The organism is Streptomyces sp. NPDC059582, assembly GCF_042735715.1.
Lineage (GTDB): Bacteria > Actinomycetota > Actinomycetes > Streptomycetales > Streptomycetaceae > Streptomyces.
Map to the genome: position 1 here is coordinate 1 of NZ_JBHWCC010000021.1, position 23,050 is coordinate 23,050.

At 71.6% G+C, this 23,050-nt stretch carries 17 protein-coding genes and 1 pseudogene; 5 read left to right on the forward strand and 13 right to left on the reverse strand.

Annotation, left to right across the window (positions count from 1 at the left end):
• Positions 1-54: 54 nt before the first annotated feature.
• From ACFV0T_RS19290 to ACFV0T_RS19300, 3 genes are all read right to left on the reverse strand, one after another.
• Positions 55-1,500: an aldehyde dehydrogenase family protein gene (locus tag ACFV0T_RS19290; protein ID WP_385780217.1), complete on the reverse strand. Its 1,446-nt coding sequence runs from the start codon at positions 1,498-1,500 to the stop codon at positions 55-57.
• A 223-nt stretch (positions 1,501-1,723) separates the two neighbouring features.
• Positions 1,724-3,403: a PucR family transcriptional regulator gene (locus ACFV0T_RS19295; protein WP_385780220.1), complete on the reverse strand. Its 1,680-nt coding sequence runs from the start codon at positions 3,401-3,403 to the stop codon at positions 1,724-1,726.
• Positions 3,404-3,545: 142 nt separating this feature from the next.
• Positions 3,546-5,978, reverse strand: a complete 2,433-nt coding sequence (locus ACFV0T_RS19300; RefSeq protein ID WP_385780223.1) for an ATP/GTP-binding protein — start codon at positions 5,976-5,978, stop codon at positions 3,546-3,548.
• Between the two features lie 267 nt (positions 5,979-6,245).
• Here ACFV0T_RS19300 and gabT point away from each other — a divergent pair, with 267 nt between their 5' ends.
• Together gabT and ACFV0T_RS19310 are read left to right on the forward strand one after the other, a co-directional pair.
• Complete coding sequence (gene gabT / locus ACFV0T_RS19305) at positions 6,246-7,580, forward strand: 4-aminobutyrate--2-oxoglutarate transaminase (protein ID WP_385780226.1); 1,335 nt, start codon at positions 6,246-6,248, stop codon at positions 7,578-7,580.
• A gap of 370 nt (positions 7,581-7,950) precedes the next feature.
• A complete protein-coding gene (locus ACFV0T_RS19310) occupies positions 7,951-8,676 on the forward strand; it encodes a phosphatase PAP2 family protein (protein ID WP_385780227.1) in 726 nt (241 codons plus the stop codon).
• Here the strand turns inward: ACFV0T_RS19310 and ACFV0T_RS19315 are convergent.
• The 8 genes from ACFV0T_RS19315 to ACFV0T_RS19350 all read right to left on the reverse strand — a co-directional run bounded on the left by ACFV0T_RS19315 (position 8,615) and on the right by ACFV0T_RS19350 (position 18,520).
• Positions 8,615-10,444, reverse strand: coding sequence for a chitinase (locus tag ACFV0T_RS19315; RefSeq protein WP_385780230.1), 1,830 nt, complete (start codon positions 10,442-10,444; stop codon positions 8,615-8,617). The genes ACFV0T_RS19310 and ACFV0T_RS19315 overlap by 62 nt on opposite strands.
• Positions 10,445-10,637: 193 nt before the next feature.
• A complete protein-coding gene (locus tag ACFV0T_RS19320; protein ID WP_385780232.1) occupies positions 10,638-11,090 on the reverse strand; it encodes a hypothetical protein in 453 nt (150 codons plus the stop codon).
• Between the two features lie 191 nt (positions 11,091-11,281).
• Complete coding sequence (locus ACFV0T_RS19325) at positions 11,282-12,700, reverse strand: NAD(P)/FAD-dependent oxidoreductase (protein WP_385780234.1); 1,419 nt, start codon at positions 12,698-12,700, stop codon at positions 11,282-11,284.
• 23 nt (positions 12,701-12,723) lie between these two features.
• Positions 12,724-13,524, reverse strand: a complete 801-nt coding sequence (locus tag ACFV0T_RS19330; protein WP_385780237.1) for an ABC transporter permease — start codon at positions 13,522-13,524, stop codon at positions 12,724-12,726.
• Positions 13,525-14,454 (reverse strand): ABC transporter permease, encoded by a 930-nt coding sequence (locus ACFV0T_RS19335; protein WP_385780239.1) that lies wholly within the window; start codon positions 14,452-14,454, stop codon positions 13,525-13,527.
• On the reverse strand, positions 14,454-15,632 hold the full coding sequence (locus tag ACFV0T_RS19340; protein WP_385780490.1) for an ABC transporter ATP-binding protein: 1,179 nt from the start codon (positions 15,630-15,632) through the stop codon (positions 14,454-14,456). The genes ACFV0T_RS19335 and ACFV0T_RS19340 overlap by 1 nt, the downstream gene beginning before the upstream one ends.
• Positions 15,633-15,637: 5 nt before the next feature.
• Positions 15,638-16,885: a spermidine/putrescine ABC transporter substrate-binding protein gene (locus ACFV0T_RS19345; protein WP_385780242.1), complete on the reverse strand. Its 1,248-nt coding sequence runs from the start codon at positions 16,883-16,885 to the stop codon at positions 15,638-15,640.
• Between the two features lie 90 nt (positions 16,886-16,975).
• A complete protein-coding gene (locus ACFV0T_RS19350; protein WP_385780245.1) occupies positions 16,976-18,520 on the reverse strand; it encodes a gamma-aminobutyraldehyde dehydrogenase in 1,545 nt (514 codons plus the stop codon).
• Between the two features lie 210 nt (positions 18,521-18,730).
• On the opposite strand from ACFV0T_RS19350, the pseudogene ACFV0T_RS19355 reads away from it, so the two are divergent.
• Positions 18,731-19,293, forward strand: a pseudogene (locus tag ACFV0T_RS19355) (NADAR family protein).
• Between the two features lie 133 nt (positions 19,294-19,426).
• Here the strand turns inward: ACFV0T_RS19355 and ACFV0T_RS19360 are convergent.
• On the reverse strand, positions 19,427-20,416 hold the full coding sequence (locus ACFV0T_RS19360; RefSeq protein ID WP_385780248.1) for a DUF4190 domain-containing protein: 990 nt from the start codon (positions 20,414-20,416) through the stop codon (positions 19,427-19,429).
• Positions 20,417-20,513: 97 nt separating this feature from the next.
• Here ACFV0T_RS19360 and ACFV0T_RS19365 point away from each other — a divergent pair, with 97 nt between their 5' ends.
• Both ACFV0T_RS19365 and ACFV0T_RS19370 read left to right on the forward strand, forming a co-directional pair.
• Positions 20,514-21,644, forward strand: coding sequence for an adenosine deaminase (locus tag ACFV0T_RS19365; protein ID WP_385780492.1), 1,131 nt, complete (start codon positions 20,514-20,516; stop codon positions 21,642-21,644).
• Between the two features lie 19 nt (positions 21,645-21,663).
• Entirely contained in the window at positions 21,664-22,356 is a 693-nt protein-coding gene (locus ACFV0T_RS19370) for a glycerophosphodiester phosphodiesterase (RefSeq protein ID WP_385780251.1), read from the forward strand.
• Between the two features lie 14 nt (positions 22,357-22,370).
• Here the strand turns inward: ACFV0T_RS19370 and ACFV0T_RS19375 are convergent, their stop codons facing one another.
• Positions 22,371-22,874, reverse strand: a complete 504-nt coding sequence (locus ACFV0T_RS19375; RefSeq protein WP_385780253.1) for a hypothetical protein — start codon at positions 22,872-22,874, stop codon at positions 22,371-22,373.
• Positions 22,875-23,050: the final 176 nt, after the last annotated feature.

Below are 23,050 nucleotides of genomic sequence, written 5' to 3' on the forward strand. Positions count from 1 at the left end.
CCGGGCGCCTTGGTGATCGGCGCCGGGCCCCTTCGGAGTGCGGGGCGGTGTGACTCAGAGGGCGAGGCCCGTGAGCACCAGCACGCGCTCGTACGTGTAGTCGTCCATCGCGAACTTCACGCCCTCGCGGCCCACACCGGACTGCTTGGCGCCGCCGTACGGCATCTGGTCGGCCCGGTAGGAGGGCACGTCGCCGATGACGACTCCGCCGACCTCGAGGGCGCGGTGGGCGCGGAAGGCGGCCTGGAGGTCGTGCGTGAACACGCCCGCCTGGAGGCCGTACTTGGAGGTGTTGACCGCGGCGAACGCCTCGGCCTCGCCGTCCACCTTCTGCACGGTCAGGACCGGTCCGAAGACCTCCTCGCGGGCGAGGGTGGCGTCGGACGGCACGCCGGTGAGGACGGTCGGCGCGTACGAGGCACCGTCGCGCTTGCCGCCGGCCAGGAGGGTGGCGCCCGCGGCGACGGCCTCGTCGACCCAGGACTCGACGCGCTGCGCGGCGGCCTCGCTGACCAGCGGGCCGACGTCCGTGCCGTCGTCGTTCGGGTCACCGGTGACCTGGGCCTCGACGGCGGCGACGATGCGCGGCAGCAGCCGGTCGTACACGGACGCGTCCGCGATGACCCGCTGTACCGAGATGCAGGACTGCCCGCCCTGGTAGTTGGAGAAGGTGGCGATGCGGGTCGCGGCCCAGTCGAGGTCCGCGTCGCTCGCGAAGTCGCCGAGGACGACGGCCGCGCCGTTGCCGCCCAGCTCCAGGGTGCAGTGCTTGCGCGGCACCGAGTCCATGATCGCGTAGCCGACCTGCTCGGAACCGGTGAAGGAGATCACCGGCAGCCGCTCGTCCTGGACCAGGGCGGGCATGCGGTCGTTGGAGACCGTGAGGATGCTCCAGGACCCGGCCGGCAGCTCGGTCTCGGCGAGCAGGTCACCGATGATCAGGCCGGACAGCGGGGTGGCGGGCGCCGGCTTGAGGATGATGGGCGTGCCGGCCGCGATCGCCGGGGCGATCTTGTGGGCGCACAGGTTCAGCGGGAAGTTGAAGGGTGCGATGCCGAGCACGACGCCCTTCGGGAAGCGGCGGGTCAGCGCCAGGCGGCCCTGGCCGCCAGCGTCGGTGTCGAGGCGCTGCGCCTCGCCGCCGTTGAAGCGGCGGGCCTCCTCGGCGGCGAACCGGAACACGGAGACGGCACGGCCGACCTCGCCACGGGCCCACTTGATCGGCTTGCCGTTCTCCGCGGAGATGAGCTGAGCGATCTCCTCGGTGCGCTCGACCAGGCGGCGGCTGACGTGGTCCAGGGCGGCGGCGCGCACATGGGCCGGGGTGGCCGCGAACTCGTCCCGTACGGCGTACGCGGCGGCGACGGCCTCCTCGACCTGGGCGTCCGTCGGCACGCTGACCTTGCCGACGACCCGGCCGTCCCACGGGGAGGTGACGTCGAAGCTGTCCTCGCCGGTGACCTGGCGGCCTGCGAGCCAGAAGGCGTAGGTGGAAGTCATGTGCGAGTCCCGGCCCTTCCGCGTAGGAGATGTTCTTTCTTGGCTTTCGCGTCCACGGTAGGGCCGGGACCACGGCGGGGCGTTTGTCCGGGGCGGAGTGGTGGCGGCCCGGGGTGCTCCGATTCGGCACAGTCCTGCCGTCCAGCGGAGCGGAGGCGTGGGGTCTTCCCGCGCCGGCCGCACCTACCCCTCTACCCGTCCCGTACCGGGGGCGGGGTCGGCCTCACTCGGCCGCCCCCGCCGTCGCCTTCAGCGCCAGCCACAGTTCCATCCGGACGTCCGGATCGTCCAGCGAGCGGCCGAGGATCTCCTCCACCCGTCGCATCCGGTACCGCAGCGTGTGCCGGTGCACCCCCAGGTCCGCCGCCGCCGCGTCCCACTGCCCGTGCCGGGACAGCCACGCCCGCAGCGAGGCGACGAGGTCCCCCCGCCCGGTGGCGTCGTGCTCGTACAGCGGTCGCAGCAGTCCGTCCGCGAACGCCTTCACCGCGTCGTCGGCTAGCAGCGGGACCACGGACCCCGCGGCCAGCTGCTCGTGCTCGACGAACACCCGCCCGCGCCGCCGGGCCACGGACAGCGCCTGCTCGGCCTGCTTGTACGCCGCAGCGGCCGCGATCGGACCGGCCGGCGCCGACAGACCCACGACGAGCTCGTCCTCCTCGCCGCCGGCCGCCTGCTCCCGGGTGCCCGCGGCCCGCGCCGCCTCCAGCGCCGTCGCGTACTCCCCGCACGCCGTCACGGCCGCGCCCCCGTCCACGGCCAGGACGACCAGCCGCTCGCCCTCCGGGACGACCAGTACGGCCTCCCCGGACCGCGCGGCCGCGGACTCCGCCGTCTCGGCCAGCCCGCCGAGCGGATCACCACCCGCCTCGGCGGCGAGCAGCGCGGCCGCGGACGGCTTGGCGCCGGTCACGGGCGCGGGCGCCTCGGCGTGCGTGCGCGCGGCCGCTGCGGACGCGGACGCCGACTCGGCGACCATGACCCGGAAGGGCGCGTCGAGCAGGCCGCCGTAGAGGTCCCCGGCGACGGTCCGGGCGTGGTCCGGCTCCCCGGCGAGGAGCATGCGCAGCACGGCGGCGTCGACGCGCTGCTCGGCCGCGTGCAGTGAGCGGGAGCGTTCGGTGGTCAGGGTGAGCAGCGCGATGGCCGAGTGGACGGCGTAGCGCTCGGCGGTGCCGAGGGCGGCGGCCGTGCCCACGGCGAGCGCCGCCCGCGGGCGCCTGCCGGTGCCGAGGGAGTGGAGTTCGACCCGGTCCTCGTTCCCGGGGCCGCCGACGACCGACGAGGCCGGGGCAGGCCGCTCGCGCAGCCGCTCCACGTCCGCCGTCAGCCGGGCGGCCCGGCGCAGCGCCCACTCGGGCGCGGTCGCGACGACGGCGCCCGAGGCGTCGTAGAGCGCGGCCCAGCCGTCGACCTGGGCGGCCAGCGCGGCGAGCAGACCCTCGGGGCCGGAGTTCAGCGTCTGCCGGGTCAGTTCGCGCTGGGCGGCGAAGCCCGCGGTGACGGCGCGGTACTGGTCGGCGGCGATCGCGGCGGACACGGCCTTGCTGATGGCGAGGAACGGTGTGCGGCGCGGCACCTCGAGCAGCGGGAGCCCCTCCTGCCCGGCGGCGTCGACGAGTGCGGCCGGGATGTCCTCGTAGTTGACGCCGACGGCGAAGCCGAGCCCCACCACGCCCGCGCCCACCAGCCGCTTCACGTACCGCCGCATCGCCTCCGGATCCTCCGCGTCCAGCTTCAGCGCGGTGATCAGCAGCAGCTCCCCGCCCTCCATGTAGGGGACGGGGTCGGCGAGCTCGCTGACGTGTGCCCACCGGACGGGCACGTCCAGGCGGTCCTCTCCCGCCCGCACGGTCAGTTTGAGCGCGGAGTGGTGGACGAGTGAGGCGAGCGTGGGGGGCATGAGGCCTTCAGGTCTGTGTGTTCGGCATGGTCCGTGTGGCTTATGTGATCATCGCGATCTTTTGGCCGCCACGTATGAACAACCTATGCCGATTCTGCCTCACCGTATGGTCACCGGGTGACCGTACGGTCACACGCGCAGCTCAGCGGTCCCGGACTGTCCGCCCGTCACTCAGGTCCACCAGCAAGGGCGGCGCGTGGTCGCCCCCGACCGTCGTCAGCGACAGCACGGCGTGCCCCGGGGGCACCCCGTGCGCGAGCTCGGACGCCGACCAGCGTTCCCGCTCGACCTGGCGCACGGTGACCGCCTCCGTGGTCACCGCCTTGCCCGTGACCAGCTTGCGCAGGGCGTGGATGGCGCGGGTCATCGGCTGGTCCGCGAAGACGGTGTGCTCGGCCACGTCCCGGGTCTCCACCCACTCGGTGCCCCAGGCGGCCGCGAACCGGCTGCCGTCCCAGGTCGTGACACCGGACAGGGCCATGCGGCAGCCGACCGCCCCGTACAGCGGCCCGTGCAGGGCCTCGGGGACGTCGGCGACCGTGCGCAGTGCCAGCACCACGCCCGCGTTCCGCGAGCGCAGCCGCTGCATCCGGCGCACCGACTCGGTGGTGAGCGTGCCGGTGGCGTCGTCGAGGACGAGCGCGGCGAAGTGGGTCCGGTCGCCGTCGCGGACGACGGCGGCGAACTGGGCCAGCACGAGCCGCGTGATCAGCCGGGAGGCCTCCTCGTGGCCGTGCTCGGGTAGGTCGATACGGACCCGGAGGGGATGGTGGGCCACCGCGCGCAGCGAGAACGGGCGGCTCGCCGAGATCGCTGTGTCGCCCGCGCCGAAGAAGTCGGCGAAGGCCGGCCGGTCCAGCAGCGCCAGCCGGTCGGCGAGCGCCGGGGCGGGGTCGGCGGGCGTGCCGGCCTGTCGCAGCCGGGCGTCGAGCTCCCGGCGCATCGGGGCGTGCCGCTCGTGCGCCAGCGCCTCGCGCAGTGCCGCCAGCGCCCCCGGATCCCCTTCCAGGAGCTCCCGCAGGGCGGGCAGCGAGGGGAACGCGCCGTACGCGGCCCGGTACGGGCCGAGCAACTGGGCGAGCGCCGTCGCGGCCCGCTGGGCGCCCACGGTGTCGAGGTCGCCGGCCAGCGCCTCGGCGAGCAGGGCGGCGGCTTCGTCGGGGTCGTCGGACTCGGCGTACGGATCGAGGTCGTGGACGGACCCGGGGTCACCGACGCGCACCACGACGTCGAACGCCGAGTCCGGGCCGAGCGCCGTTCCGGCGGCGCAGACGGCGACGACGGCGCACCGCCCGGTCAGCGCCTGGAGGGCGAGGGACTCGACGACGGGGGCGATCACGTGCCGGGTCTTGCCGGCCCCGGACGGCCCCACGACGAGCAGCGACGTGCCGAGCGTCTCCGGCCCGAGGGCCGCGCCGACCCCGCCGTAGGTGAGCGGCGTACGGTCCCCGCCCGCCCAGCGCCCGATGCGCACCTGGCCCGCGAGCAGGTCGTGCCGGGCCCGGCGGCCGGGCAGGTCGCGGGCGCCGGAGGGGTGGGTGAGCGCCGCGGCGCCCTGGCGCAGCACGGCGTCGGTGAAGGCGGCGAGCCGCGCCCCGCTCCTGGCCTGCGTCCAGGCGTGCCCGACCCGGGCGCAGTCCACGTCGTTCATGCGGCCCGCGAGCACCTCGGCGGTGAGGATGTCCGCCGCCTCGTGCTGCCCGGCCTCGCGCAGCTCGGGCCAGCGGGTGCGGGGCTCGTCGGGCGCGGGCTGCGGGGTCCGGTCCGTCGCCCCGCGGTCGCGCGCGGCGCGCCAGGTGCGGATCAGGGACCACCAGCCGCCGATCCTGGCGAACGGCCACAGGACGAGCAGGGTGATCAGGGCGTAGAGGGCGTCCGTGGTGAGGGCCGAGGTGAAGACGTCGTAGCCGCCGGTGATCAGGACGACGAGGGAGAACAGCGGGTCCACGACGGGCAGGGCGTCCCACCCGACGCCCGGGAAGGCGCTCGGGAAGACGAGGCTCAGCGTGGCCAGGGCGCCCAGGGCCGCGATCAGGGCGCGGGCGGGCTGCGCGCGCCGGGTGACCACGTGCCGGACGATGTCGCCCCAGCTGCCCAGCCGGCCCATGGCGTACACCAGCACGGCGAAGAAGACGCCGTCGTAGACCACCCTGGCCTCGGCGCCCTGCATGCCCTTGGGGGACGCCAGGGTGCCGCCCCACCACCAGTCGTCCGGGGTGAACAGTCGCAGCAGGGCCCACTGGTACGGCAGACTGCCGCGCCGCCACAGGGACCACAGGACCAGCGCGACCACCAACGGGACGAGCACGCCGACGATGGTGACCGGGGCCAGTCGCTGCGCGGCCCGGGCGGCCTTGGGCAGGCGGTATCCGAAGCGCCAGATGCCGGGACCGGCCTCCGGGCGGGGCGCGTCGAGCCAGTCGGCGACGGCCGGCCGGCTGCGCGCCGTCTGCTCCGGGGCGCGCGCGGGCGGTGGCGGGACCTTCGGCCGCGCCGGCACGTTCGGCGGCCCCGCCGGGCGCGGCACAGGATTCGCGTGCGTACCCCGTGCGTCCTGCGTCCCGTCGCTGTCCATCGCCGTTGCCCCCTGACCAGCCGCTCCGTCCACCATCAGCGAGCCAATCTAACGCCCCCGCAAGGGGAGTTCACCGCATACGCGGCCGGGCCTGCGGCAATGCTCCAACGCCGCTCTATGTCCACGGCGGACAACCGCAGCGGCCGAAAACGCCCACATGGAGCATGCCCACCCCTCCCTCCCCGCCCTAGCCTGCGAGAAAAGAAAGCAAGCGTCCGAAAAACGCCACCCGGATTCTCCGGTTCGAAAGATCATCAGGGAGCCCCCATGACTGCACTTCCGCAGGAGCGCCGCGTCGTCACCGCCATCCCCGGCCCGAAGTCGCAGGAGCTGCAGGCCCGCCGTGTCGCCGCGGTCGCGGCCGGCGTGGGGTCCACACTCCCTGTCTTCACGGCCCGTGCGGGCGGCGGCATCATCGAGGACGTCGACGGCAACCGTCTCATCGACTTCGGCTCCGGCATCGCCGTGACCTCGGTCGGCGCGTCCGCCGAGGCCGTCGTGCGCCGCGCCTCCGCGCAGCTCGCCGACTTCACCCACACCTGTTTCATGGTCACCCCGTACGAGGGCTACGTGGCGGTGGCCGAGGCCCTCGCCGAGCTCACCCCGGGTGACCACGCCAAGAAGTCCGCGCTGTTCAACAGCGGCGCCGAGGCCGTCGAGAACGCCGTCAAGATCGCGCGGGCGTACACCAAGCGTCAGGCGGTCGTCGTGTTCGACCACGGCTACCACGGCCGGACGAACCTCACGATGGCCCTGACGGCGAAGAACATGCCGTACAAGCACGGCTTCGGCCCGTTCGCGCCCGAGGTCTACCGGGTGCCGGTGGCGTACGGCTACCGCTGGCTCACCGGCGCCGAGAACGCCGGCGCCGAGGCCTCCGCCCAGGCCATCGACATGATCAACAAGCAGATCGGCGCGGACAACGTCGCCGCGATCATCATCGAGCCGGTGCTCGGCGAGGGCGGCTTCATCGAGCCCGCGAAGGGCTTCCTCCCGGCCATCAGCCAGTTCGCCAAGGACAACGGCATCGTCTTCGTCGCGGACGAGATCCAGTCCGGCTTCTGCCGCACCGGACAGTGGTTCGCGTGCGAGGACGAGGGCATCGTCCCGGACCTGATCACCACCGCCAAGGGCATCGCGGGCGGCCTGCCGCTCGCCGCCGTCACCGGCCGCGCCGAGATCATGGACGCCGCGCACGCGGGCGGCCTGGGCGGCACCTACGGCGGCAACCCGGTGGCCTGCGCGGGCGCGCTCGGCGCGATCGAGACGATGAAGGAGCTCGACCTCAACGCCAAGGCCCGGAACATCGAGGCGATCATGAAGCCGCGCCTCACCGCCATGGCCGAGAAGTTCGACGTCATCGGCGACATCCGCGGCCGTGGCGCCATGATCGCCATCGAGCTGGTCAAGGACCGCGCCACCAAGGAGCCGAACCCGGAGGCGACCGCCGCTCTGGCCAAGGCCTGCCACCAGGAGGGCCTGCTGGTCCTGACCTGTGGCACCTACGGCAACGTGCTGCGCTTCCTGCCCCCGCTGGTCATCGGCGAGGACCTCCTCACCGAGGGTCTCGACATCATCGAGCAGGCCTTCGCGCGCATCTGAGCCACCCTCCCGCACGTCTGACGACCGTGCGGGAGCGGGTGTGAAGAAGGTGTGCGGGGTAGGTGGCAGGACTCGCTTCCGCCTGTCTAACGGGGATCCGCTGCCGTAGGTTCTTTCCAGATGAGAGATACACCCTCACCCGCAGGGGACTGCGGGTGACCTCAGGCCGGGGCTTCCCCAGCTTCGACCTGGTCGTGCCCTCGCGCACACAACCGGGGCCCTCGGCTCCGGATTTCCTCACCGATCGGACGGTCGCCCGCCCCAAACCCCCCGGGGCGCGCGGCGTTCCGATCTGGTCGGCCGCCTCGGAACGCCCCCCCTGTTCCGGGGCGGCCGACCTGTGTCCGGCCCGCATGACAGGCTGGCCCTCATGCCGACCCGCCCGGACCCGCTGACCGAGGCCGCTCCCGCGCCGCCGACCGCCGCCCGCCCGGTGTCCTTCCTCCTGCTCCTGCCCGCGGTGTCGGCGCTGCTGTTCGCGCTCATCACCTGGCAGGTCGTCGCGGACGGTCCGCTGCTGCGGGCGGACGAACGGGTCAGCGGTTTCCTGGTCCGTCCGGGCCGCCTCTGGGAACTCCTCGCCGACCTGGGCGGTGTCGCCGTCGCGGTTCCCGTCCTGGCCGTCGTCCTCGGGCACGTGGCCCTGTCCGCCCGGTCGGCCGGGCAGCACCGCTGGTGGGTGCCACCGGCCGCCGCGGCGGTGCTGATGGCGGCCGTGGCGGTGGTGATCGTGCCACTGAAGGAGCTGGTCGCCCGCCCGGGCCCACCGGTCATGGGCCCGGGAACGGGCTTCTACCCCTCGGGGCACACCGCGACGGCCGCCGTCGCCTACGGCGCCGCGACCCTGCTCCTCCTGCCGCGGCTGCGCACCGCCCGAGCCCGTCGCGGGCTCGTCGCGATCTGCGTCGCCCTGAACCTCGCGGTCGTCTGCGGCCTGGTCCGCCGCGGGTACCACTGGCCGCTGGACGTGCTGGCGAGCTGGTGCCTGTCCGCGGTGCTGCTCACGGCGCTGGCCCTGTTCCTCGGCCGGGAGGTCAGCCGAAGTACCCGTCGAAGTTGCGCTGGAACTCCCAGCCCGCGAACCGGTCCCAGTTGACCGACCACGTCATCAGGCCACGCAGTACGGGCCAGGTGCCGTGCGGGGCGTACGAGCCGCAGTTCGTCCTCTTCGTCAGGCAGTCCAGCGCCTTGTCCACCTCCGCCGGGGACACGTAGCCGTTGCCCGCGTTCGTCGAGGCCGGCATGCCGATGGCGATCTGGTCGGGACGCAGCGGCGGGAAGACGTTGCCGGTGTCGCCCGCGACCGGGAAACCGGTGAGCAGCATGTCGGTCATGGCGATGTGGAAGTCCGCCCCGCCCATGGAGTGGTACTGGTTGTCGAGGCCCATGATCGGGCCCGAGTTGTAGTCCTGGACGTGCAGGAGCGTGAGGTCGTCGCGCAGCGCGTGGATCACCGGGAGATAGGCGCCGGCCCGCGGGTCCTGGCCGCCCCACTTGCCCGTGCCGTAATACTGGTAACCGAGCTGGACGAAGAAGGTCTCCGGGGCCATCGTGAGGACGAAGCCGGCACCGTACCTCGCCTTCAGGGTCTTCAGCGCGGAGATCAGGTTCACGATCACCGGCGTCGTCGGGCTCTTGAAGTTCGTGTCGCTCGCGTCCAGCGAGAGCGAGTGACCCTCGAAGTCGATGTCCAGTCCGTCGAGACCGTAGGTGTCGATGATCTTCGAGACCGAGGAGACGAAGGTGTCGCGGGCGGCCGCGGTGGTCAGCTGCACCTGGCCGTTCTGGCCGCCGATCGATATCAGCACCTTCTTGCCCGCCGCCTGCTTGGCCTTGATCGCCGCCTTGAAGTCGGCGTCGCTCTCGACCGTGGGGCACTCGGTGACCGGGCAGCGGGTGAAGCGGATGTCGCCGGACGTGGTCGAGGTCGGTTCACCGAAGGCCAGGTCGATGACGTCCCAGCTGTCCGGGACGTCGGCCATCCGGGTGTAGCCGGCGCCGTTGGCGAAGCTCGCGTGGAGGTAGCCCACCAGGGCGTGCGGCGGAAGGCCGCCCGAGCCGCCGGAGCCCGCGGAGGTCGTCGCCGTCACCGTGGCCGACTTCGCGGACTCCCCCGCGTCGTTGGTCGCCGCGACCTGGAAGGCGTACGCCGTCGAGGGCGTGAGTCCGCCCACCGTGGCCGAGGTCCCGGTGGCCGTCTGGACCCTGACGCCGTCGCGGTAGAGCGCGTAACCCGTCGCGCCGGTCACCGCCGACCAGGACAGCGCGACGGTCGAGGAGGTGACCGTGCCGGCCTTCAGCCCGGTGGGAGCGGACGGGGGCAGGCCCACGTCGACACCGGGACCGACGAGGGAGAGGTCGTCGGCGTAGTAGGCACCGGTGCCGTACCAGCCGTGGGTGTAGATCGTGACCTTCGTGGTGGACGGCCCCGTGCGGAAGGTCGTGGAGAGCCGCTGCCAGTCGGGCGCGGACTGGGTCCAGGTGGAGACGTCGGTGGTGCCGGTGCCGCTCGCGCCGAGGTAGACGTAGCTGCCGCGGACGTACCCAGCGAGGGTGTACTGCGCGTCGGGTCTCACGGTCACCGTCTGCGAGCACTGCGCGTTGTCGCTGCCGGCCGGGATCGCCCGCAGCGCGGAACCACCGCTTCTCACCGGCGAGTTCACGGCCGCGCCCGCCGTACAGGACCAACCGTCGAGGCCGGACTCGAAGCCGCCGTTCCTGACCAGGTCCGCGTCGGCCGCACGGGCGGATGACGAGAGCGCCGCGAGGCCCGGTACGGCCAGGACCGTGGCCGTACAGACGGCCAGCAGCCTGCGCCGGAGCGGTAGCGGCCGGTCGGGGCCCTTGCGTTCGGTGCGTTCCACAACTGCCTCCAGGCATGGGGGAATTCAGGAGGGAGGAGCGCGCCCAACCTGGTCCAGACCAATCCGGTTGTCAAGACCTCTGCCGGTCGGCGTCCGGTCGGCGTCCCGTCGACATCCGTTCGGCGTCCCGTCGGCGGAACGGCCGGGCGGCCCACGGGCGTCGCGGCGACCGGCCCGAGGGTCGCCGCCGCGGCTACCGGTCCTCCTGCCCGGCCAGACCCGCCGCCGCCTCGTGCATGGCCAGTTCGAGGAGGGCGGGATCGGTGAGTGTGCCGGAGCCGTCCGGCGGGACCAGCCAGCGGACTCCGCCGGTCGACCGGCCCGGGTACGGCACCACGATCCAGGTGCCGGCGCCCGCCGTGCGGATGCCGGTGCCGAGCCAGCGGGACGCGGTGCCGGGCGGTACCAGGAACCCCATGCGCGCGTCGCCGAAGTCGACCAGCACGGGCCCGGGCTGGTCGAGGATGCGGGTGAGCACGTCGAGCGTGGGATAGCCGAGCTCGCCCGGCAGGATCAGTACGTCCCAGGCCTTGCCGGCCGGCAGCAGCGCGATCCCGAGCGGGTTGCGCTCCCACTCCCAGCGGCAGGCCTCGGGATCCGGTGCGACGGATGCCAGCCAGTCGACCGCCGTCTTCGCCCCTGTCATGAGAGGACCTCCCTGTCTCTCGTCGACGCTTTCGCGTCACGAGGGAGAGGGAGGTCACGCCGCAGCATTACGCGGGTTCCGGCTCCTCGAAGGAGTGAACCGGGTCACACCCGGCGGTCGACCAGTCAGCCGCCCGACTGGTCAGCCGGTGAGCCGTCAGCTGTCGAAGCCGAGGCCCGGGCGGTGAGCCGTCAGCTGTCGAAGCCGAGGCCCAGCCGGTCCATGGTCTTCAGCCACAGGTTGCGCCGGCCGGCGTGGGCGTCCGCCCGCGCCAGCGACCACTTGGTGAGCGCGATGCCGGTCCAGGCGAACGGCTCGGGCGGGAAGGGCAGCGGCTTCTTGCGCACCATCTCCAGCTCGGTGCGCTCGGTCCGCTCCCCCGCCAGCAGGTCCAGCATCACGTCCGCGCCGAAGCGCGTCGCACCGACGCCCAGCCCGGTGAAACCTGCCGCGTAGGCGACCTTCCCCTGGTGGGCCGTGCCGAAGAACGCCGAGAAACGCGAGCAGGTGTCGATCGCCCCGCCCCACGCATGGGTGAAGCGGACGCCCTCCAGCTGCGGGAAGCAGGTGAAGAAGTGCCCGGCGAGCTTGGCGTACGTCTCCGGGCGGTCGTCGTACTCGGCGCGCACCCGGCCGCCGTACGGGTAGATCGCGTCGTAGCCGCCCCAGAGGATCCGGTTGTCCGCCGACAGCCGGAAGTAGTGGAACTGGTTCGCCGAGTCGCCGAGGCCCTGCCGGTTCCGCCAGCCGACCGACGCCAGCTGCCCCTCGCTCAGCGGTTCGGTCATCAGCGCGTAGTCGTAGACCGGGACGGTGTACGCCCGTACGCGCTTGACCAGGCTGGGGAAGATGTTCGTGCCGAGCGCGACCCGGCGGGCGCGCACCTCGCCGTACGGGGTACCGACGGTCATGCCGGCGCCGTACGGCTTGAGCGTCAGCGCGGGGGTGTGCTCGTGGACGCGGACGCCGAGTTCGAGGCAGGCTTTCTTCAGGCCCCAGGCCAGCTTGGCCGGGTCGACCATGGCCACGCCCCGCCGGTCCCACAGGCCCGCCTGGAAGGTCGGCGAGGCGACCTGCTCGCGCACGGCGTCGGCGTCCAGGAAGTCGACGCCCTCGGCGAGGCCCTTCTCCTCCAGCTCCGCGTACCAGTCGCGCAGTTCCCGCGCCTGGTACGTCTCGGTGGCGACGTCGATCTCGCCGGTGCGCTCGAAGTCGCAGTCGAGGGAGTAGCGGGCGACCGCCTTCTCGATCTCGTCGAGGTTGCGGACGCCCAGCTCCTGGAGCGTGTGGATCTCGTCCGGCCAGCGGGTCAGACCGTTGGGCAGGCCGTGCGTGAGGGAGGCGGCGCAGAAGCCCCCGTTGCGGCCCGAGGCGGCCCAGCCCACCTCACGGCCTTCCAGCAGCACCACGTCGCGGTGCGGATCGCGTTCCTTGGCGATCAGCGCGGTCCACAGTCCGCTGTAGCCGCCGCCGACGACCAGCAGGTCGCAGGTCTCGGCGCCGGTGAGCGCGGGCTCGGGGTGGGGCTTGCCGGGATCTTCGAGCCAGTACGGAACCGGCTGTGCTTCGGAAAGAGACTTGGTCCACCGGGTCATGGCGCTTGGGGCCATGATTTCAACTCCCTACAGTGCGTTCATGCCTTTTGCTTGGTGCGGCGATTGGTGATGACCATCGAGACCAGGACGAACAGTACGGCGACGAGGAACATGGCCGTACCGATGACGTTGATCTGAACGGGCGTTCCGCGCTGTGCCGAACCCCAGACGAACATGGGGAAGGTGACGGTCGAGCCCGCGTTGAAATTGGTGATGATGAAATCGTCGAAGGAGAGCGCGAAGGACAACAGCGCGCCCGCGGCGATTCCGGGGGCCGCGATGGGCAGGGTAACGCGCAGGAACGTCTGCGCCGGTCCGGCGTAGAGGTCCTGTGCCGCCTGCTCCAGGCGCGGGTCCATCGACATCACGCGCGCCTTGACCGCGGTGACGACGAAGCTGAGGCAGAACATGATGTGGGCGATCAGGATCGTCCAGAAGCCGAGCTGTGCGCCCATGTTGAGGAACAGCGTGAGCAATGAGGCGGCCATGACGACCTCGGGCATCGCCATCGGCAGGAAGATCAGCGAGTTCACGGCGCCGCGGGCACGGAAGCGGTAGCGGACCAGCGCGAAGGCGATCATCGTGCCGAGGACGGTGGCGCCGACCGTCGCCCAGAACGCGATCTGGAGACTGACCGAGAGCGAGCCGCACATGTCGGCGACGCCGCACGGGTCCTTCCAGGCGTCCGTGGAGAACTGCTGCCACGCGTAGTTGAAGCGCCCCTTCGGCTTGTTGAAGGAGAACACCGTGACAATGACGTTCGGGAGCAGCAGATAAGCGAGGGTCAGCAGTCCCGCGATGACCACGAAATGGCGCTTGAGCCAGTTGACGAAGGGCATTTAGACCAGATCCTCCGTCCCGGACCTGCGGATGTAGAGGGTGACCATGAGAAGAATCGCGGCCATGAGGATGAAGGAGAGCGCCGCGGCGGTCGGATAGTCGAGGATGCGCAGGAACTGCGTCTGGATGACGTTTCCGATCATGCGGGTGTCGGTGGAGCCGAGGAGCTCGGCGTTCACGTAGTCGCCGGCCGCCGGGATGAAGGTCAGCAGTGTGCCCGAGACCACGCCCGGCATCGACAGCGGGAAGGTGACCTTGCGGAAGGTCGTGAACGGCTTGGCGTACAGGTCGCCCGCCGCCTCGTGGAGCCGTCCGTCGATGCGCTCCAGGGAGGTGTAGAGCGGCAGGATCATGAACGGCAGGAAGTTGTACGTCAGACCGCACACCACCGCCAGCGGCGTGGCCAGGACGCGGTCGCCCGAGGTCCAGCCGAGCCAGCTGGTGACGTCCAGGACGTGCAGCGTGTTGAGGGCGCCGACGACCGGGCCGCCGTCCGCGAGGATCGTCTTCCAGGCGAGGGTGCGGATCAGGAAGCTGGTGAAGAACGGCGCGATCACCAGGATCATGATGAGGTTGCGCCAGCGGCCCGCGCGGAAGGCGATCAGGTACGCCAGCGGGTAGCCCAGCACCAGGCACAGCACAGTGGCGGCGCCCGCGTAGAGGACCGAGCGCAGGAACTGCGGCCAGTACTCGCTGAGCGCGTCCCAGTAGGTCGCGAAGTGCCAGGTGACCTTGTAGCCCTCCTCCAGGGAGCCCGTCTGCACGGACGTGGAGGCCTGGTAGATCATCGGCAGGGCGAAGAAGACGACCAGCCAGAGGATGCCGGGCAGCAGCAGCCAGTACGGCGTCCATCGGCCGCGCCTGCGCGGGGGCTTCGTCACGGTCGCCTCCACCGCGAGCGGCGGGGGCGCCTCGGTGAGCGTCGACATCAGGCGGCCGCTCCCTCTTCCGACCCCACCGTTTCGGCCCCGGCGGAGCCCACCGTCCCGGCGAGCAGGGACTGAGCCGCGTCGAGGCCGAAGGTGTGCGCGGGGTTCCAGTGCAGGACGACCTCCGCGCCGGGCACCAGCCGGGCGTCTCGGTCGATGTTCTGGGCGTAGACCTCGAACTCGGGACAGACCGGGCTGTCGATGACGTACTGCGTGGAGACCCCGATGAAGCTGGAGTCGGCGATCCGGCCGGTGATGCGGTTGCGGCCCTCGGGTATCTCGCCCGCCTCGTCGGCGTGGGTGAGGGAGATCTTCTCCGGGCGGACGCCGACCAGCACCTTGCCGCCGGTCGCCGTGGGCGCGGAACAGCGTGCCTGGGGCAGGACGAGCTTGCCGCCGCCGGCCTTCAGGACGATGTCGTCGCCGCTCCTGGTGTCGACCTCGGCCTCGATGAGGTTGGAGGTGCCGAGGAAGTTGGCGACGAAAGTGGTGTTCGGGTTCTCGTAGAGGTCGGCGGGCGAGCCGAGTTGCTCGACACGGCCCGCGTTCATCACGGCGACCGTGTCGGCCATGGTCATGGCCTCCTCCTGGTCGTGCGTGACGTGCACGAAGGTGATGCCGACCTCGGTCTGGATGCGCTTGAGCTCCAGCTGCATCTGGCGGCGCAGCTTGAGGTCGAGGGCGCCGAGCGGCTCGTCGAGGAGCAGCACCTTGGGGTGGTTGATCAGCGCGCGGGCCACGGCGACGCGCTGCTGCTGGCCGCCGGAGAGCTGGTGCGGCTTCTTGCGCGCCTGCTCGCCCAGTTGGACGAGTTCGAGCATGTCCTCGACCTGCTTCTTCACCGACTTGATGCCGCGTCGGCGCAGACCGAACGCGACGTTCTCGAAGATGTCGAGGTGCGGGAAGAGCGCGTACGACTGGAAGACCGTGTTCACCGGCCGCTTGTACGGCGGCAGATGGGTCACCTCCTGGTCGCCGAGGAAGACCGTGCCGGAGGAAGGTTCCTCCAGGCCGGCGATCATGCGCAGAGTGGTGGTCTTGCCGCAGCCGGAGGCGCCGAGCAGGGCGAAGAAGGAGCCCTGCGGCACGGTCAGGTCGAGCGGGTGTACGGCGGTGAAGGAGCCGTAGGTCTTGCTGATCCCGGAGAGGCGGACGTCGCCGCTGTTGTCGTTCTTCATCATGGTCACGCCCCTGTGAGCTTCGCGAACTTACCTTCGTAGGCCGTTTCTTCCTTGCTGCTCAGCGAGCGGAAGGCGTGGGACTTGGCGGCCATGGCCTGGTCGGGAATGATCAGTGGATTGTTCGCCGCGTCCTCGTCGATCTTCGCCAGGTAGGGCTTCACCCCGTCGACGGGACACACGTAGTTGATGTACGCGGCGAGTTCCGCGGCCGGTTCGGGCTCGTAGTAGTAGTCGATGAGCCGCTCGGCGTTCGTCTTGTGGCGCGCCTTGTTCGGGACCAGCATGTTGTCGGTCGACGTCATGTAGCCGCTGTCCGGGATGATGAAGTCGATGTCCGGGCTGTCCGCCTTGAGCTGGACGACGTCACCGGCCCACGCGACACAGGCGGCGAAGTCGCCCGAGGTGAGGTCGGACGTGTAGTCGTTGCCCGTGAAGCGGCGGATCTGGCCCTTGTCGACGGCCTTCTGGAGGCGGGCGATCACCGCGTCGAAGTCGTCGTCGGTGAACTTCGCCGGGTCCTTGCCCATGTCCAGCAGCGTCATGCCGATGCTGTCGCGCATCTCCGACAGGAAGCCGACGCGCCCCTTCAGTTTCGGGTTGTCGAGCAGGTCGGAGACCGACTTCACCTCGATGCCGTCGAGCGCCTTCTTGTTGTAGGCGATGACGGTCGAAATGCCCTGCCAGGGATAGGAGTAGGCGCGGCCCGGGTCCCAGTCGGGATCGCGGAACTGCGCCGACAGGTTGGTGTAGGCGTGCGGCAGGTTGGAGGGGTCCAGTTTCTGGACCCACCCCAGCCGGATCAGGCGGGCGGCCAGCCAGTCGGTGAGGACGATGAGGTCGCGGCCGGTGTCCTGGCCGGCGGCGAGCTGCGGCTTGATCTTGCCGAAGAACTCGTTGTTGTCGTTGATGTCCTCGGTGTACTTGACCGTGATGCCGGTCCGCTCGGCGAAGGCGTCGAGCGTGGGGTGGTGCTTGCCGCTGTCGTCGACGTCCATGTACTCGGTCCAGTTGGAGAAGCCGACGGTCTTCTCCTTGGCCGAGTGGTCCTCGGTGGCGGTGCCGCCCTGCGTCCGGCCGGCCGCGGGGATCCCGCAGCCGCTCAGCGCGCCGACTCCGCCGACCGCGAGCGCACCGCCCGCGGAGGCGCGCAGCAGCGACCGGCGTGTCATGGCCGCCCTGCCGTTGCGGAAGCTGCGCCGCACGGCGGCCGTCTGGGCCGGGGTCAGGCGGTCGGGCTCGTACTGCTCCATGCGCGTGGTGCCCTTTCGGGAGGGTGGGCGGCCGCGGGTCGGGCGGCCTGGATTCTCGCCCGGCGGTGGTCGGCTTTACCAGCTCTCCGACTACGGCCGGTCCCCGAAGACCGTGCGGTGCCAGTCCTTGCGGGCCACCGCGGTGTTGTCGAACATGACGTGCTTGATCTGGGTGTACTCCTCGAACGAGTACATGGACATGTCCTTGCCGAAGCCGGACTGCTTGTAGCCGCCGTGCGGCATCTCGCTGATGATCGGGATGTGGTCGTTGATCCACACACACCCGGCCTTGATCTCGCGGGTCGCGCGGTTGGCCCGGTACACGTCCCGGCTCCAGGCGGAGGCGGCGAGGCCGTAGGGGGTGTCGTTGGCCAGCCGGATGCCCTCGTCATCACCGTCGAACGGCAGCACGACCAGCACCGGACCGAAGATCTCCGACTGGACGATCTCACTGTCCTGCGCGGCGTCCGCGACGAGGGTGGGGCGATAGTACGCGCCGTTCTTGAGATCTCCCTGAGGAGCCTCGCCGCCGGTCACCACGCGCGCGTAGGCCCGCGCCCGGTCGACGAAGGCGGCGACGCGGTCACGCTGGACGTGCGAGATCAGCGGCCCGAGGTCGGTACCGGAGGCGAAGGGGTCGCCGAGCCGGACCGTCTCCATGAGCTCGGCCGTCCGCGCGACGAAAGCCTCGTACAGCGGGCGTTGCACGTACGCGCGCGTGGCGGCCGTGCAGTCCTGGCCGGTGTTGATGAGGGCGCCCGCGACGGCGCCGTTGGCCGCGGCCTCCAGGTCGGCGTCGTCGAAGACGACGAACGGGGCTTTGCCGCCCAGTTCCAGATGGATCCGCTTGACGGTGGCGGTCGCGATCTCGGCGACGCGCTTGCCGACGGCGGTGGAACCGGTGAACGAGGTCATGGCCACGTCGGGATGGCCGACCAGGCGCTCGCCCGCCTCCCTGCCGGTACCGGTGACGATGTTGATGACACCGTCCGGGATCCCTGCGTCGGTCGCCGCCTGGGCGAAGAGCAGGGAGGTGAGCGGGGTGAGTTCGGCGGGCTTCAGCACGATCGTGTTGCCCGCGGCGATCGCCGGGAGGATCTTCCAGGCGGCCATCTGGAGGGGGTAGTTCCAGGGGGCGATGGAGCCGACCACGCCGATGGCCTCACGGCGGACGTACGAGGTGTGGTCACCGGAGTACTCGCCCGCGGACTGCCCCTGGAGATGGCGGGCGGCACCCGCGAAGTAGGCGGTGTTGTCGACGGTCCCCGGTACGTCGAACTCCCGGGTGAGCTTGAGGGGTTTGCCGCACTGGAGCGACTCGGCTCGGGCGAGGTCCTCCGCGCGCTCGGCGAGCACGGCGGCGAAACGGTGCAGGGCGTCGGAGCGTTCACCGGGCGTGGCACCGGACCAGCCGGGGAACGCCGCGCGGGCGGCGGCGACGGCCGCGTCCACGTCGTCGGGGCCGGCCAGTTCATAGGTGTAGACCTCCTCGCCTGTGGCGGGGTCCACGACCGCGTGCGTACGGCCGGAGGTGCCCTTCGTCAGACGGCCCGCGATGAACTGCGCGCCCTGCGCGAAACGCTCCTGGGCGGGAAACCGGTCCGGGGTGGCGTTGGCTGTGCCCGGGTTCTGCATGTCGCTCTCCTCCGCCGTCGCCCCGCCTGCGTGGGGGCGGGTGGCGTAGCTCCAGCTCGATTTGAGTGCCGATCCTGACAGAGCAAAGGGACTCCAACAAGTGATTCCGTTGTTGCCTTTTGGTTACGCGACGGAATCTGTCGACCAGGTGTCGAGTCGGCTTGGAAAAGGCAGGACGGAGTGTCAGTGGTGCGTGCCAGACTCGCGTGCATGGGGAAGATCGATTCTTTGGAAGCCCTGGTCAGGGAGGTCCGTGCGGGGGCGAGAGTCAAGTACCTGCACTTCTGGGGACACCGTCCGTCACCCGACGGCCGGATCGGGACGAGCTGTCTGAGCCAGTGGTGGCCCGCGCCGTTCACGGTCGACGACGTCGTCTACGCGACCGCGGAGCACTGGATGATGGCGGGCAAGGCACGGCTGTTCGGCGACGCGGAGGCGGAGCGGCGGGCGCTGGCCGCGGCCCATCCCTCGCAGGCGAAGAAGGCCGGGCGGCTGGTGCGCGGCTTCGACGAGGCCCGGTGGGAACGCGAGCGGTTCCGGATCGTGGTCGAGGGCAGCGTCCACAAGTTCACCGCCGACCCCGCGCTGCGGGATTTCCTGCTCGGCACCGGTGAACGCGTCCTGGTGGAGGCGAGCCCCGTCGACCGATATGGGGCATCGGTCTCGCCGCGACCGACGAGGCGGCGGCGGATCCGGAGCGGTGGCGGGGAGCGAACCTGCTGGGATTCGCGCTGATGGAGGCGCGGGAGCGACTGCGGGCGCGGACCGGCTGACCGGACGGGCCCGCCGCGGGCCGCCCGTCTCGCCTCGTCCCTCTCGCCGCACCGCACTCACCGCACCGCACTCGCCGCACCGCACTCGCGGCTCGGCTTGTCCCGGCTCCCCTCGTCCCGCCCCCGTCCGCCCTCAGGGCGCGACGATCAGCAGGACGATCATTCCGACACCCAGGGCGATGCCCACCCCGCCGCAGATGGCGCCGGCCAGGGCCTGGCCCCCGTTCGAGGCCTCACCGCGGTTGCCCCGCTTGCGGCCGATCACGCCGAAGATCACGGCGAGGACGCCCAGGACGATCGCGATCGGCCAGAGGCAGAACACGATGGCCGACAGGATGCCGAGCACGAGCCCGGCCGTGCCCAACCCGTTGTTCATCAACGGCGGCATACCCGGCCAGCCGTAGTAACCGGGCGCACCGGCCCCCGGGGCGTGGGCGCCGCCGCCGTAGCTCGGCTGTGCGGGATAGGGGTAGCCGCCGGAATAGCCGTACGGCATCTGCCCGGGACCGTCCGGAGCGATGGGCGGCGGCGGGACGGGCCCGCCGCCGTGCACCGGCGGTGCGAAGGGGTTGCCGGGCGCACCTGCCGGACCGCCTGCCGCTGCCATGTGGTGCGGCGGCGGGAAGGCGCCGCCGTGCCCGCCCTGACCGCCGGGGTCCGGCGCGGCGAAGGGGCTGGCCCACGGCTGGGCCGCCGCCGCGGAGTTGTGCGCGCCGCTGCCCGTGCCGTTGTCCGTGCCGGGCACGGCCATGACCGTCTGCTGGTCGTGGACGGACGGGGGCGCGGGCGTCGGCCCGATGCCCGAGGCGATGGTGTGGCCGGGACCGTCCGCGGGAGCGGCCCAGGGGCTCACCCCGCGAGGTGCGGAAGCCGCGGCGGGCTCGGGGGCTCCGGCGGCACCGGGGGCCGCTGCGGACTCGGGAGCCGCGGCGGCCTCGGGGATCGTGTCCCGCACCGGCGGTGCCTGCGCGCCCGCCCCCTTGTCGAAGGAGACCCGGTCGGCCGGCTCGGCGTCCGCCGGCTCCTTGCCGAAGGACACCCGGGCAGCCGTGTCGCCGGTCGGAGCCGGGCCCTGCGGGGCCGCGTTCTCCGGTGCCCCCGGCGTCGGCGCGTCGTCGGACATGCGCGGATCCCCTCTGTTGTACGTGCCGTCATGCTAAGGCCCGAGCCATCGCGTCGCGGGCCGGGCCTACGATGATCCCTGAACCACCGATCAGCCGATCACCCGCGTCCCGCTCGGCCGCCACAGCGCCCGGGACGCCCGTCCCGGGGAGGCCCCCTTGACCGCTCACGCCGACACCGAACGCGACCCGCTCAGCCCGCGCGACCTGCACGCCTTCATCGCCGGGCTGCCCAAGGCCGAACTGCACGTGCACCACGTCGGCTCCGCCTCCCCGCGCATCGTCTCCGAACTGGCCGCCCGCCACCCCGACTCCAGGGTCCCCACCGACCCCGAGGCCCTGGCCGACTACTTCACGTTCACGGACTTCGCCCACTTCATCGACGTGTACCTGTCCGTCGTCGACCTGATCCGCACCCCCGAGGACGTACGGCTGCTCACCTATGAGGTGGCGCGGGACCTGGCCCGCCAGCAGGTGCGCTACGCCGAGCTGACCATCACGCCGTTCTCCTCGACCCGGCGCGGCATCGACGAGGTCGCCTTCATGGCCGCGATCGAGGACGCCCGCAAGGCGGCCGAGGCCGAGTTCGGGACCGTACTGCGCTGGTGCTTCGACATCCCCGGCGAGGCGGGACTGGAGTCGGCCGAGGAGACGGTACGGCTCGCCACCACCGACCGGCTGCGGCCCGAGGGCCTGGTCTCCTTCGGGCTCGGCGGCCCCGAGATCGGTGTTCCCCGGCCGCAGTTCAAGCCGTACTTCGACCGGGCGATCGCCGCCGGACTGCACTCCGTGCCGCACGCCGGCGAGACCACCGGCCCCGAGACGGTGTGGGACGCCCTCAACCACCTGGGCGCCGAGCGCATCGGGCACGGCACCAGTTCCGCCCAGGACCCCCGGCTGCTCGCCCACCTCGCCGAGCACCGCATCGCGCTGGAGGTGTGCCCGACCTCCAACATCGCCACCCGCGCCGTTCGCACGCTCGACGAGCACCCCATCAAGGAGTTCGTCCAGGCCGGCGTCCTCGTCACGATCAACTCCGACGACCCGCCGATGTTCGGCACCGACCTCAACAACGAGTACGCGGTCGCCGCCCGGCTGCTGGACCTCGACGAGCGGGGCCTGGCGGCACTGGCCAGGAACGCGGTCGAGGCGTCCTTCCTGGACGAGCCGGGCAAGGCGAAGCTGGCGGCCGAGATCGACACGTACACCTCGGGGTGGCTCGCCCCCTGACGCCCCTCACAATGGGCCCATGCAGACCGTGACTGCCGTGGCCCATCGCGGCGACCCCTATCGCTTCCGTGAGAACACGACCGACTCGCTGCGTTCCGCGCTCGAACAGGGCGCGGACGCGGTCGAGATCGACGTACGGCTCACCAGGGACGGTGTGCCCGTGCTGCTGCACGACGAGACGCTGAAGCGGCTGTGGGAACACGACCGCCCGCTGCGGTCCCTGTCCGCTCAGGAGGTGGGCGGGCTCACGGCGGGCGGGGTGCCGACCCTGGCCGAGGCGCTGGCGGCGACGGACGACAGCCGGGTGATGCTCGACCTGCCGGGCGAACCCGACGCGCGGGCGGTACGCCGGATCGTCGACGTCGTACGGGAGAACGACGCCCGGGACCGCGTCTACTACTGCGCGGGCGCCGCCGCCATGCTCGCCGTACGGGCCGCCGACCCGGCCGCCGAGATCGCCCTGACCTGGACGACCCTGGCCCCGCCGCGCCCCGCGCTGCTCGCGGCGGTGACCCCGCGGTGGCTCAACTACCGCTTCGGCCTGGTCGACCATGACCTCGCCGCCCGCGTCCATCACGGCGGCCATCTGCTGTCCGTCTGGACCCCCGACACCCGGCGCTCCATGCGTCGCCTCCTCGACCTGGGCGTCGACTCGATCACGACCAACCGCATCGACGTCCTGCGTGCCCTGCGCCACCGCCAGGAGAGCTGAACCGCCGAGCCGGACTACCGGGTCCCGCTCAGCGTCTCCAGGAGCTTGATCCGCTTCCGTACGACGTACAGCGGGATCACGCCGAACACCCCGAACGACATGTCGACGACCGTCCACCAGAAGGGGATTCCGCGGACCGGCCCGCAGATCAGGGCGAGCGGGATGATCCCGGCACAGGCGATCATCCCGAACTCGACGACCCAGATGTTGCGCACGGGATCACGGTAGGGGCCGTAGAAGGCGACCGCGATGACGAGGTGCGCGAAGGCGAGCCAGTCCGTGCCGTACAGCACGAACGGGTACGTGGCGTCGACGGTGTCGAGGCCGGTGCGTACGCGCACGATCCAGTCCATGAGGGCGGGCAGGTGCTCCGGCACGGTCAGGGCCCGCAACAGGTCCTCCGTCCAGCGGAGTTCGTGCACCAGCGGGAAGGCCGTGGCGCCGCTGAGCACCAGGCACACGACAAAGATGACCAGCCACACGCGAATGCCCTTCAACAGGGCGGCTCTGTCGCTCATGGCCAGAGCGTACGCCCATAGTTGAACACGTTCAAAATTATCCTCACCCCCTCCTGGGCCTCCACTTGAAGGCGGTTCCGGCGCTCTTCGCGCCACCGTGCCGTCCCGGCCGCGCGCGCGATCCCACGGCCACCCCCGGCGCGAACCGTCGGTGCAACGGAAATCCCGGACATAGC